This window comes from Priestia filamentosa (assembly GCF_900177535.1).
GTDB classification, from domain to species: domain Bacteria; phylum Bacillota; class Bacilli; order Bacillales; family Bacillaceae_H; genus Bacillus_I; species Bacillus_I filamentosa.
Window position 1 is genome coordinate 331427 of sequence record NZ_FXAJ01000001.1, and the last position, 12826, is coordinate 344252.

Annotated in this window: 11 protein-coding genes; 9 read left to right on the forward strand and 2 right to left on the reverse strand. The window is 37.2% G+C overall.

What is annotated here, in order from left to right; translation table 11 throughout:
• The first annotated feature begins 33 nt into the window (after window positions 1-33).
• Window positions 34-2334, forward strand: coding sequence for a DNA internalization-related competence protein ComEC/Rec2 (locus tag B9N79_RS01775; RefSeq protein WP_046217866.1), 2301 nt, complete (start codon window positions 34-36; stop codon window positions 2332-2334).
• 84 nt (window positions 2335-2418) lie between these two features.
• Here B9N79_RS01775 and B9N79_RS01780 read toward each other — a convergent pair whose 3' ends face one another.
• On the reverse strand, window positions 2419-2553 hold the full coding sequence (locus tag B9N79_RS01780) for a YqzM family protein (RefSeq protein WP_019391415.1): 135 nt from the start codon (window positions 2551-2553) through the stop codon (window positions 2419-2421).
• A gap of 312 nt (window positions 2554-2865) precedes the next feature.
• On the opposite strand from B9N79_RS01780, the gene holA reads away from it, so the two are divergent.
• Window positions 2866-3864 (forward strand): DNA polymerase III subunit delta, encoded by a 999-nt coding sequence (gene holA, locus B9N79_RS01785; protein ID WP_019391416.1) that lies wholly within the window; start codon window positions 2866-2868, stop codon window positions 3862-3864.
• Between the two features lie 38 nt (window positions 3865-3902).
• On the opposite strand, the gene rpsT is transcribed toward holA, so the two are convergent.
• Complete coding sequence (gene rpsT / locus B9N79_RS01790) at window positions 3903-4169, reverse strand: 30S ribosomal protein S20 (RefSeq protein ID WP_019391417.1); 267 nt, start codon at window positions 4167-4169, stop codon at window positions 3903-3905.
• 244 nt (window positions 4170-4413) lie between these two features.
• Here rpsT and gpr point away from each other — a divergent pair, with 244 nt between their 5' ends.
• The 7 genes from gpr to dnaK all read left to right on the forward strand — a co-directional run bounded on the left by gpr (window position 4414) and on the right by dnaK (window position 12820).
• On the forward strand, window positions 4414-5538 hold the full coding sequence (gene gpr / locus B9N79_RS01795; RefSeq protein ID WP_019391418.1) for a GPR endopeptidase: 1125 nt from the start codon (window positions 4414-4416) through the stop codon (window positions 5536-5538).
• 181 nt (window positions 5539-5719) lie between these two features.
• The gene (locus B9N79_RS01800; RefSeq protein ID WP_019391419.1) at window positions 5720-6055 is read left to right on the forward strand and encodes a YqxA family protein; all 336 of its coding nucleotides are present in this window, start codon (window positions 5720-5722) and stop codon (window positions 6053-6055) included.
• A 105-nt stretch (window positions 6056-6160) separates the two neighbouring features.
• Entirely contained in the window at window positions 6161-7990 is a 1830-nt protein-coding gene (lepA, locus tag B9N79_RS01805; protein WP_040056822.1) for a translation elongation factor 4, read from the forward strand.
• Window positions 7991-8061: 71 nt separating this feature from the next.
• A complete protein-coding gene (gene hemW, locus B9N79_RS01810; protein WP_040056821.1) occupies window positions 8062-9201 on the forward strand; it encodes a radical SAM family heme chaperone HemW in 1140 nt (379 codons plus the stop codon).
• Between the two features lie 85 nt (window positions 9202-9286).
• On the forward strand, window positions 9287-10318 hold the full coding sequence (gene hrcA / locus B9N79_RS01815; protein ID WP_019391422.1) for a heat-inducible transcriptional repressor HrcA: 1032 nt from the start codon (window positions 9287-9289) through the stop codon (window positions 10316-10318).
• 53 nt (window positions 10319-10371) lie between these two features.
• Window positions 10372-10956, forward strand: a complete 585-nt coding sequence (gene grpE / locus B9N79_RS01820) for a nucleotide exchange factor GrpE (RefSeq protein WP_019391423.1) — start codon at window positions 10372-10374, stop codon at window positions 10954-10956.
• Between the two features lie 31 nt (window positions 10957-10987).
• Window positions 10988-12820: a molecular chaperone DnaK gene (dnaK, locus tag B9N79_RS01825; RefSeq protein WP_040056820.1), complete on the forward strand. Its 1833-nt coding sequence runs from the start codon at window positions 10988-10990 to the stop codon at window positions 12818-12820.
• The last annotated feature ends 6 nt before the right edge of the window (window positions 12821-12826 follow it).

The following is a 12826-nucleotide window of genomic DNA, read 5'->3' on the forward strand; positions in this document are numbered from 1 at the left end:
TTTGCTCCTCCTTTTTAAAAGAAAGGAGTTTTTGTGAAAGGACAGTGGATTTATGTATCGTTGTTTGTAAGTCTAGCTCTTTTTATTAGCCGTTTTTATAATGAAATCACCCTTTATATAGTGTTTATAATAGTTAGTATCTTTATTATAAAAAGAACAAGCTCCACCACTGCTGTGATTTGTTTCCTCGCTTTTTTTCTTACTATTTTTTACTACTTCTATACTGAAAGTAGAAATAATTCTGTTCTTTCTCCCCAACAGACGACTTTTGACGGAAATCTTTCTTCTATTCCTCGTATAAACGGTAATTTTCTTTCTTTTTCTTTTCAAACAGAACAAGGTGAAACAGTTCAGTCTTATTACAAAATAAGAAATGAACAGGAGCAAAAGTTCCTCAAACAGTTAAGAGTAGGAATGAATTGTAGAGTAGAAGGTGCATTAGAAATTCCAAAGCAAAATCGAAATCCAGGCCTTTTTAATTACAAAGAATATTTATATTTTCAAAGAATCCATTGGACAATGACTGTAAGCGACATCAAAGAATGTCAGTATCAACAAAGAACGATGTTTTTTGCTGGGCTAAGACAATCAGGAATCCAACGTATGAACACACATATTGGCAAACCTCTTAATGCATTCGTTAATGCACTTATTTTCGGGAGTCGGGAAGATTTTAATGAAGAAACAATCATGTTATATGAAACACAAGGAGTTGTACACCTTTTGGCCATTTCAGGTTTGCATGTTGGCCTTTTAGTTGGGGGAGCGTTTTTAATTTTACTTCGTCTTGGTTTAACAAGAGAGCATAGTGCACTCTTTCTCCTTTTTTTCTTGCCAATATATGGGGTATTAACAGGGGCTTCTCCATCTGTTGTAAGATCAGTTGTGATGAGTATGATTGTGCTCTTTTTATATATAACAGGATGGAGACGTAAGCTGAGTGGGATTGATGTTCTAGCTCTCTGTTTCCTAGCCCTTACAATAAATTCCCCATATGCTGTATTTAACGCAGGTTTCCAATTATCTTTTGTTGTTACCTTTTTTATATTATTATCACATCGTATTATCTCCAAATCCTCTCACTTTCTATGGCAGCTTATTGCTCTATCTCTCATAGCTCAGCTCGCTTCCATTCCTCTTTTACTTTATCATTTCTATGAATTTTCGCTTTTAAGTTTTTTCTTAAATCTTTTTTTTGTACCTTTTTTCTCTTTTATACTAATGCCAGCAAGTCTTTTTCTTTTTTTTACAAGTGGAATAGTGCCTGTTATTCCTCAAGCTGTTGAAACCGTTACACTCTTCTTTGTGGAATGGAGTACAGAACTGCTTCGCAGCGCAGGGAATGTTCATTTTTCGATCATTACAACAGGAAAGGTGAATGCATGGCAGTTTTGTCTTCTTTATGTAGTCATCTTTTACGTGTGCTTTCAAATTGAAAAAGCACAAAGATTAAAAGATATCCTTGCCTCTTCATTACTTCTTGTGATTTGTTTAAGTTTTTACTGTTTTATGCCTTACATGAATCCAAACGGAGAGGTTTCTGTCATTGATGTTGGGCAAGGAGACAGCATTTTAATTCAGCTCCCATTTCGCAAAGCTGTTTATTTAATTGATACAGGAGGATCGATTTCATTTCAACAAGAAGAATGGGAGAAGCGCCAAACAACATTTAGCGTTGGAAAAGACATTGTTCATCCATACTTAAAATCAAAGGGTATTACTTCCATTACTAAACTTATCATAACGCACGGAGATCATGATCATGGAGGAAGTGCATTAGAATTGTTAAAACTTGTAGACGTAAAAGAACTTGTTCTTGGAAAGAAAAAATTGTTTTCGGAGCTTGAACAAGAATTGGTAAGAGAAACGATGAAGAGAGGTACTCCATTAACTCTTGTAGGAAGCGGCGATGTTTGGAAAGAAGGAGAACATACTTTTAATGTGCTCGCTCCTTTTGGAATGGAGGAGGACACAAATGAGCAGTCAATTGTTATATATACAGTATTCGGAAATCACCGTTGGCTCTTTACAGGAGATTTAGGTGAGAAAGGGGAGCAAAAATTAATAGAAACGTTCCCTGCTTTGGAAGTTGATGTTCTAAAAGTCGGACATCATGGTAGCAAAACTTCAACATCCACCTTTTTTCTAGAGGAGATACAACCTTCTTACGGACTAGTTTCCACAGGAGAAGATAACCGCTATAATCACCCACATCCTGAAGTTTTAGAACGCTTAGAACAAAACAATGTGAAAATTTTTAGAACAGATAAACAAGGTGCACTTATTTACCGTTTTTCATGGAAAGCTGGAACGTTTCAGACGTCTTTACCATAGTATGTAGTACAATACAAAAAGCCTCAAGCCGCTGTACATTTACAACGGCTTGAGATGTTTTAGAAATAGAAACGCTTCCAATTTTTAAGATGCAAAGTAATCAATTAGAGTGCCAATAATAAATATGGTTGCAAAGAAGCCAAAAGAAACAACAAAACCAACAGCTGAATCAACAGCGTCATTTCGCTTACTTTGAACACTTTGTTCAAATTTATTCATTGTACCCCCTCCTAATTTAATTTAAGTATAAACATTAAATTGGAAAAAATCTACACCTTTCTCACATACCGAGCTTCCACGTTTAGAAAGAGTTGTCACAAATACTTTCCCTGCAAAAGGTCATGATATGTAGTAAGAATTATCATTAACTAAAAAGTAACCTAGGGCTTTTCGGTTAATGTTTACTATAGATTTGAGAGCACCTTTTTGAGGTGCTCTCACTTAGTTTATGCAAGAATATTGTAACAGTTGTCAATTTAAAAGGACAAAGCTAAGATAGAAGGAGACGTAGAAAATAAGGGAGACAAAAGTGTGAAAGTACAAGAACTAAAAGAAATAAAGTCACTATCACCGGTTTATTTGCTACAGGGAATTAATTCCTTTTTGTTGAAGGATGCAAAGCAGAAAATCATTGAAAAAACACTTACAGAGGAAGAACAGGAATTTAATTTAGCCTCATTTGATTTAGAGGAAACACCAATTGAAACGGTTATAGAAGATGCGGAAACATTGCCTTTTTTAGGGGAGAAAAGAGTGGTAATAGCAGAAAATGCGACTTTTTTGACAGCAGAAAAGCAAAAAGTTGAGCATAATGTAGATGTTCTTATCCGCTATTTAGAAGAGCCTGCGCCGTTCAGCGTTCTTATTATTGTAGCGCCTTATGAGAAATTGGACGAGCGAAAGAAAGTAACGAAGAAGCTAAAAACGAAAAGCACTCATCTTGAAGCAAATGAATTAACAGAAGGTGAGCTTAAAAACTGGGTTAAAGCAGAAGTAGCACAGGCTGGACTAACCATAACGGATGAAGCTCTTGCGGAATTTATAGAGCTAACAGGGATGAAGCTAACAATTGTACATATGGAGCTTGCAAAACTTCTCTTATATGGGGAGGAAATTACAGCAGAGCTTATTCATCAGCTTGTTTCAAAGTCGCTTGAACAAAATGTATTCGCGCTTGTTGAAGCATTCATTCATGGCCGAACTGTTGACACTATTACGATTTACAGAGATTTACTTCGTAATAATGAGGAGCCAATTAAGATTTTGGCTTTGCTTGTATCGCAAATCCGACTTGTTTATCACTCAAAGCGCTTATCGAATCAAGGCTACGGTCAAAAACAAATTAGTCAAGCTTTAAAAGTTCATCCTTTCCGAGTTAAATTAGCTATTGGACAAGGTCGAAGCTTCTCTACAAATCATCTTCTGAATTTGTTAAAAGATTTAGCACGAGCTGATTTCGAGATGAAAACGGGAAAAATGGATAAAGCCCTTCTACTTGAACTTTTGTTTATGAAAAAATATGAAGCCTAAAAAAACCCCCAACACGAATGTTGGGGGTTTTTTTACAATTATGCAGAGATGCTGTTTAATTGTTTTGCTAGACGAGATTTTTGACGAGCAGCCGCGTTTTTATGGATGATTCCTTTGCGTGCAGCTTTGTCAATTTTTTTAGATGCTGTTGCATAAGCAGTTTTAGCGTTGTCAGCGTCCTTGTTAGTAACAAGAGCTTCGAAGTTTTTCACTGCAGTACGCATAGCAGATTTAATTTGTGCATTATGAACACGACGAGCGTCGTTTGTTTTAACACGTTTAATAGCAGATTTGATATTAGCCAATCTTTTCACCTCCTAGAAAGATAAAAATCGAGGTTTAACCGCTCGATGTTATTGCAATAAGAACAAGTGATATTCTACCAAACACCGCATTAGAATGCAATAGAAAGAAAAATGGAAAGAAAGAAATTTATTTAAAAAAGGATTTCAAACTGGAAAAAGGGTGTCTTAAAAAAGGAGGAGAAGTGAATGAACAGATTCTAATAGGTGAAACTATCCGTATGATTCGCAAGAAGGAGGAAAAAAAGTGAGCGAAAAATTAGATTTAAGTAAATATGGAGTCAGAACGGATTTAGCTATTGAAGAACATGAGATGCTTGTCCAAGAACGAGAAACAAAAGCAAATGTTAAGGAAAGTGAAGGTGCAATAGAAGGAGTTATTATCAAAGAAAGAGAAGATGGCGGCGTAAAAATTACTTCTGTAGAAATTACGGAAGAAGGCGCTGAAAAAATGGGAAAGAAGAAAGGGCAATATTTGACACTTGAAACAGTTGGAATTCGTAATCAAGATACAGAACTTCAGGAAGAAATGGAGAGAGTATTTGCTAAAGAGTTTCATCATTTCTTAGAAGGAATTGGAGTCACAAAGGAAATGAGCTGTCTTATCGTTGGTTTAGGAAACCGAAATGTTACTCCTGATGCGCTTGGTCCTCTTGTAACAGAAAACCTCGTAATTACGCGTCACTTATTTAAAATCGAGCCTGAAAGTGTTGAAGAAGGATTTAGATCAGTAAGTGCGCTAACTCCAGGAGTAATGGGAGTGACGGGAATTGAAACAAGCGACATTATTGATGGAGTTATAAAAAAGGTAAATCCTGATTTTGTGGTGGCTATTGATGCACTTGCTGCACGTTCGCTTGAAAGAGTGAATGCAACTATTCAGATTGCTGATAGTGGGATTCATCCAGGCTCTGGAGTTGGCAACAAACGAAAAGAGCTTAGCTATGAGACGCTTGGTATTCCTGTAATTGCAATCGGCATTCCAACGGTTGTTGATGCTGTTTCCATTACAAGTGATACAATTGATTTTATCCTGAAGCATTTAGGGCGCGAGCAAAGTGAACAAGGAAAACCGTCTAAATCGCTCGTTCCAGCTGGTATGACATTTGGAGAAAAAAGAACGTTAACAGATGAAGATTTGCCAAGTGAACAAGAAAGACAAACGTATATGGGAGTTGTAGGGACGCTTGAAGAAGAAGAGAAGCGTCGCCTTATTCATGAAGTTCTTTCTCCACTTGGGCACAATTTAATGGTCACCCCAAAGGAAGTAGATTCTTTTATTGGATCAATGGCTAATGTATTAGCAGGTGGACTGAATGCAGCTTTACATGAAAAGATTGATCAAGAAAACTTCGGCTCCTATACCCATTAAAAATCTATGAGATGTTCTACTCTTTCTATTTCTCACATAGTTATGATAGAGAAAATGAGAGAGTGGAACTTTTTGGTATGTCTAAGGTGATGACACCCCTGCTATTCTCTCATGCTTTTGTATGAAAAAACCGTAGATTAGTCATAATGGAAAGTAAATCAAAAAAGTGGAGGCAAAAAAAATGTTTCGTTTTTTTATAAAATGTTTTTTTATTACGCTTTTGCTTGCTTTTGGGGTATTAGTTGGAATGCAGGTCTCTAATGAAGGGCTTATCAAAATGAAGGGCTATGATGATCCTAACTTCTCAAACGCTTTAACAGTAGAGAAAAACGACCGAGGATATGCAGAAGCCGAAGTGTTAGGAGAGAATGTAGAGCTTCTTGACATTGAAGAGAAGCAAAGAATGCTTGAAGAACGAAAAGCATTCAACATCTTTTCTTCTACAGGTCAGCATCTATCAAAAATGGTAAAAGGCGGGGTTGATGCCTTTTTTAATTTTATTGATGGAATTGTATAAGATGCAAAACAGTGCACCCTACGTTGAATAAGATTGAATCTTTACCAATACACTGTTATAATTTATGCTAGTGTATTGTGTAGTTTAGTAGGAGTGTGGATACGTATGGATAAACAAGCAAAGCTAGAGCGTCAGTCACGCATTCGAAACTTTTCCATTATTGCTCATATTGATCATGGAAAATCGACGCTAGCAGACCGGATTCTAGAGAAAACGAATGCGCTGTCACAGCGTGAAATGAAGCAACAACTTTTAGATTCAATGGATTTAGAACGTGAACGCGGGATTACAATTAAGTTGAATGCCGTTCAGTTAACATATAAAGCTAGCGATGGCGAGGAGTATATCTTTCATTTAATCGACACGCCTGGACACGTCGATTTTACATATGAAGTATCGCGAAGCCTAGCTGCTTGTGAAGGGGCCATTCTTGTTGTAGATGCAGCACAGGGAATTGAAGCTCAAACGTTAGCGAACGTTTATTTAGCACTTGATAACGATCTTGAAATTTTACCTGTTATTAATAAAATTGATTTGCCAAGTGCAGAGCCTGAGCGCGTCCGCCAAGAAGTAGAAGATGTAATTGGTTTAGATGCATCTGAAGCTGTTCTTGCTTCCGCAAAAGCGGGAATTGGAATTGAAGAAATTTTAGAAGAAATCGTTAAAAAAGTTCCTGCACCAACAGGAGATCCGTTCGGTCCGTTACAAGCTCTTATCTTTGATTCATTATATGATCCCTACAGAGGGGTTGTTGCCTACATCCGAATCGTAGAAGGTTCTGTTAAAGTAGGAGACAAAATTAAAATGATGGCAACAGGCAAGGAATTTGAAGTAACAGAGCTTGGAGTTTTTAATCCAAAACCTATTGCAAAAGATGAGCTAAGCGTTGGAGACGTAGGATTCTTAACAGCAGCCATTAAAAATGTAGGAGATACACGCGTAGGGGATACGATTACTCACGTGAAAAACGGGGCATCGGAACCTCTTCCAGGTTACCGTCGCTTAAAGCCAATGGTGTTCTGTGGGCTTTATCCTGTTGATTCTGCAAGATACAATGACCTTCGTGACGCACTTGAGAAGCTTGAATTAAATGATTCAGCGCTAGAATTTGAGCCTGAAACATCACAAGCTTTAGGGTTTGGTTTCCGATGTGGATTTTTAGGACTTCTTCATATGGAAATCATTCAAGAGCGTATTGAGCGTGAATTTAACATTGATTTAATTACAACAGCGCCAAGCGTAATTTATGAAGTGCATACAACAAGTGATGAGCGTTTAACCATTGACAACCCATCTAATATGCCTGATGCGCAGAAAATTAATCATGTTGAAGAGCCGTATGTGAAAGCAACAATTATGGTGCCGAACGATTATGTTGGTCCAGTTATGGAACTTTGTCAACGTAAACGTGGCGATTTCATTGATATGCAATACTTGGACGAAAACCGAGTGAACGTTGTATATGAAATTCCACTTTCTGAAATTGTTTATGATTTCTTTGATCAGCTTAAGTCAAATACAAAAGGTTATGCTTCATTTGACTATGAGTTGATTGGATATAAAGAATCTAAGCTTGTGAAGATGGATATTTTGTTAAACGGTGAAAATGTTGATGCTCTATCCTTTATCGTTCATAGAGACTTTGCATATGAACGTGGAAAAGTCATCGTTGAAAAACTGAAAAAATTAATTCCTCGCCAGCAGTTTGAAGTTCCAATTCAAGCTGCCATTGGTCAAAAGATTGTAGCTCGTTCAAACATTAAAGCAATTCGTAAAAACGTATTGTCTAAATGTTACGGAGGAGATATTTCTCGTAAGCGTAAGTTGTTAGAGAAACAAAAAGAAGGTAAGAAGAGAATGAAACAAATCGGATCTGTTGAAGTACCACAAGAAGCTTTCATGGCTGTACTTCAAATGGACGAAGACGATAAGTAAGAAAGACGAATACCGCAGAGCCTGCTCTGCGGTATTCGCTATGTTTTAATCATAGAAAGAGGTGAAACCGTATGATTCACGCTGCATACTTGCATATTCCATTTTGTCATCACATTTGTCACTACTGTGATTTTAATAAAGTCTTTTTTGAAAATCAGCCTGTTGAACAATATTTAGCAGCTGTAAATAAAGAGATGCAAAAAACAATGGAAAACTTTCCAACAGATTATTTTAAAACGATCTTTGTTGGAGGAGGAACACCAACGGCTTTAACAGAAGAGCAGCTTGAAGTGTTTTTACAAGGAGTAAAAAAGTACTTACCGTTTGATGAAGAAACAGAGTATACATTTGAGGCAAATCCAAATGAATTAACAGTAGAAAAGCTTCAACTGATGAAAAAGTATGGAGTAAATAGATTAAGCATCGGTGTACAAACGTTTAACGAAGAGCTTTTAAAAAAAATTGGGCGTGTGCATACTAACAGTCAAGTTGAACAAGTTATTGCACAAGCAAAAGAGCATGGATTTCATAATATAAGCATTGATCTCATGTATAACTTACCAGGTCAAACAATGGAAGATTTTAAGCAGTCTATTGAAAAAGCCGTTTCACTTAATGTTCCTCACATTTCTTCTTACTCACTTATTGTAGAACCGAAGACTGTATTCTATAATTTGCATCGAAAAGGAAAGCTTCACTTGCTTCCTCAAGAAAAAGAAGCCGAAATGTATGAATACTTAATGGATACACTAGCAAGTGAAGGATATGAGCAATACGAAATTAGTAATTTTGCGAAAAAAGGCTTTGAAAGCAAACATAATTTAACATATTGGGAGAATAACGAATATTTTGGAATAGGTGCTGGTGCACATGGGTATATGAATGAGGTACGCCGAGCGAATGCAGGACCTTTAAAAAAATATATTCATGCTGTGGAAGAAAAAGGACATGCTTATATTGAAGAGCATAAAGTAACAGAAGCTGAAAAAATGGAAGAGGAAATGTTTCTTGGGTTAAGAAAAGGCGAGGGTGTGAACAAAGCCATTTTCGAAACAAAGTTTTCTCGTTCAATGGAGAGCATTTTCCATGAACAGATTGAAGATTTGAAAAAGAGAGGGCTTCTTGAAGAAGATGAACAACGTGTATTTCTAACTCGTCAAGGAAAACTTCTTGGTAACGAAGTTTTTTCACAATTTATTGGTGTTATCTAAATTATTGACAGCCACAATCTGATTTGGTAACTTAATAATAGATTTAGCACTCATCTAACTAGAGTGCTAACAGAGGTGATGTCAAGTGCTTACAATGCGTCAATTATTGATTCTACAAGCAATTGTTGATGACTTTGTTCAGTCTGCTCAGCCAATTGGATCAAGAACTCTTTCTAAGAAAGATACTATTCAATTTAGTTCTGCCACGATTCGTAATGAAATGGCTGACTTAGAGGAGCTTGGATTTATTGAAAAGACCCACAGCTCATCTGGGCGGGTTCCAAGTGAGAAGGGCTATCGCTATTATGTTGATCATCTGCTGTCTCCACAGCTTTTAACAGGATCAGAGATGAAAGTTGTTAAATCGCTTTTTGCTGAGCAAGTTTTTGAACTTGAAAAAGTAGTTCAAAATGCAGCAACAATTCTTTCAGAGATGACGAATTTAACATCCATTGCTTTAGGACCTAGTGCAGTGAGTCACAAAGTACGTCAGCTCCAAATTTTACCTCTTTCAGAAGGGATGGCTGTTGCCATTATTGTAACGGATACAGGATATGTAGAAAGTAAAACTATTACATTACCTTCTGCTGTTCACTCAAGCGATTTAGAAAAGATGGTAAATATTTTAAACGAACGACTTGTTGATGTTCCGATTAGTGAATTGCATGATAAGATTTACAAAGAAGTTGCTACTCTGTTAAAATCGCATTTGGAAAACTACGAAGAAACAATCGAAATGCTTGATGGTATTTTAACGTTTCCAAGTTCTCAAAAGATTTATATTGGGGGCAAAACTAATATTTTAACACAACCTGAATTTCACGATGTGTCTAAAATGCGTTCTCTGCTTGAAGTGATGGAAAAAGGAGATCCTTTTTATCCTTTACTTCACACAGATGAAGCAGGGATTCAAGTGAAAATAGGGCGTGAGATTAATATGGCGCAAATGGATGAATGCAGTTTAATTACTGCCACGTATTCTATAAAAGCTCAGCAGTTTGGCACAATTGCTATCTTAGGGCCAACAAGAATGCCGTATGGACGTATTATTAGCTTGTTACAGCTTATTACAAGTGACCTTTCTAAAGCATTAACACACTTGTATCAAAAAGAGTAACAAGGGAAATATTGATAAAAGTTATTCTAGTCATTAGAGGGAGGTGAACAGGCATGTCAAACGAAAAAAACGTAATCAATGAAGAAGTAGAAGCTAAAGATGAAGTACAAGAGGATATTGAAGCTGAAGCAAACGAATCTCAGCCTGTTGAAGGACAGGAAGAGGGCATTGAAGAACAAGAAGCTGAAGAAAGCGAAGTTGAAGAGCTTAAACGTAAGCTTGAAGAGCAAGAAAACCGCTATCTTCGTTTACAAGCTGACTTCGATAACTCACGTCGTCGTGCTAAGCTTGATCTAGAAGCAGAGCGTAAGTATCGTGCTCAAAGTTTAGCAGAAGACATTTTACCTGCTCTTGATAACTTTGACAGAGCGCTTAGCGTTGAAACAGACGACGAGCAAACACAGTCTATTCTAAAAGGAATGACAATGGTGTACAATCAGCTTGTTGAAGCGCTGAAGAAAGAAGGCGTAGAGGCAATTGAAGCTGTTGGGCAACCATTTGATCCATATCAGCATCAAGCAATTATGCAAGTTTCGGATGATTCTTTTGATTCAAACGTTGTAGTAGAAGAACTACAAAAAGGATACAAATTGAAAGATCGTATCATTCGACCTGCAATGGTAAAAGTAAACGAATAAAAACTTACATATTTCAAGGAGGGAATCTTAAGTGAGTAAGATTATTGGTATTGACTTAGGAACGACAAACTCATGTGTTGCAGTATTAGAAGGTGGGGAACCAAAAGTAATCCCTAACCCAGAAGGTGGACGTACAACTCCATCTGTTATCGCGTTTAAAAATGGTGAGCGTCAAGTAGGGGAAGTTGCAAAACGTCAAGCAATTACAAACCCTAACACAATCATCTCAATCAAACGCCATATGGGTACAGATCATAAAGTGGAAGTAGAAGGAAAAGAATATACTCCACAAGAGCTTTCAGCTGTTATTCTTCAGTATTTAAAATCATATGCAGAAGACTATCTTGGCGAGCCTGTAACAAAAGCTGTTATCACAGTACCTGCTTATTTTAATGATGCTGAGCGTCAAGCAACAAAAGACGCTGGTAAAATTGCTGGGCTTGAAGTTGAGCGTATTATCAACGAGCCAACAGCAGCAGCTCTTTCTTACGGCTTAGAAAAAACAGACGAAGATCAAACTGTTTTAGTATATGACCTTGGTGGCGGTACTTTTGACGTATCTATTCTTGAATTAGGGGATGGCGTTTTCGAAGTACGTTCAACAGCGGGTGACAACCGTCTTGGTGGAGATGACTTTGACCAAGTAATCATTGATCACTTAGTAGAAGAATTCAAAAAAGAAAACGGCATTGACCTTTCTAAAGATAAAATGGCTCTACAACGTCTAAAAGACGCTGCAGAAAAAGCGAAAAAAGATCTTTCAGGTGTATCTTCAACACAAATTTCTCTACCATTCATCACAGCTGGAGAAGCAGGTCCACTTCACTTAGAGCTTACATTAAGCCGCGCTAAGTTCGAAGAACTTTCAGCACACCTTGTAGAGAAAACAATGGGTCCTGTTCGTCAAGCAATTAAAGACGCTGGCGTTACAAAAAATGAAATTAATAAAGTTATTCTTGTTGGTGGTTCAACTCGTATCCCAGCTGTTCAAGAAGCAATTCAAAAAGAAGTTGGTCAAGAGCCACATAAAGGTGTAAACCCTGACGAAGTTGTAGCACTTGGTGCAGCTGTTCAAGGTGGAGTTTTAACAGGTGATGTTAAAGACGTTGTTTTACTTGACGTAACACCACTTTCACTTGGGATTGAAACAATGGGTGGCGTGTTCACAAAACTTATTGAGCGTAATACAACGATTCCAACAAGCAAATCACAAGTGTTCTCAACAGCTGCTGATAACCAAACAGCTGTAGATATTCACGTACTACAAGGTGAGCGTCCAATGTCTGCTGACAACAAAACATTAGGTCGTTTCCAATTATCAGACATTCCAGCAGCACCACGCGGAGTACCACAAATTGAAGTATCATTTGATATTGATAAGAACGGTATCGTAAACGTAAGTGCAAAAGACCTTGGTACAGGTAAAGAACAAAACATCACAATCAAGTCTTCTTCAGGTCTTTCTGATGAAGAAGTAGAACGCATGGTAAAAGAAGCAGAAGAAAATGCGGATGCTGATGCAAAACGTAAAGAAGAAATTGAATTACGTAATGAAGCAGATCAACTTGTTTTCACAACTGAGAAAACATTAAAAGATCTTGAAGGTAAAGTTGATGAAGCTGAAGTAACGAAAGCTAATGAAGCAAAAGACGCTCTAAAAGCTGCAATTGAGAAAAACGAACTTGAAGAAATCAAAGCGAAGAAAGATGAACTTCAAGAAATCGTTCAAGCTTTAACAATGAAGCTTTATGAGCAAGCACAACAAGCACAGCAGCAAGCTGGCGGCGATGCTTCTTCAGCTCAAGACGATAATGTTGTTGACGCTGAGTATGAAGAAGTAAAAGACGACAAAGAAAGCAAATAAGAGTGT

Coding starts and splice junctions, on each gene's coding strand:
- B9N79_RS01780 (WP_019391415.1), bottom strand. CDS start 2,553: ATGAATAAATTTGAACAAAGTGTTCAAAGTAAGCGAAATGACGCTGTT.
- B9N79_RS01800 (WP_019391419.1), top strand. CDS start 5,720: ATGTTTCGTTTTTTTATAAAATGTTTTTTTATTACGCTTTTGCTTGCT.
- lepA (WP_040056822.1), top strand. CDS start 6,161: ATGGATAAACAAGCAAAGCTAGAGCGTCAGTCACGCATTCGAAACTTT.
- hemW (WP_040056821.1), top strand. CDS start 8,062: ATGATTCACGCTGCATACTTGCATATTCCATTTTGTCATCACATTTGT.
- grpE (WP_019391423.1), top strand. CDS start 10,372: ATGTCAAACGAAAAAAACGTAATCAATGAAGAAGTAGAAGCTAAAGAT.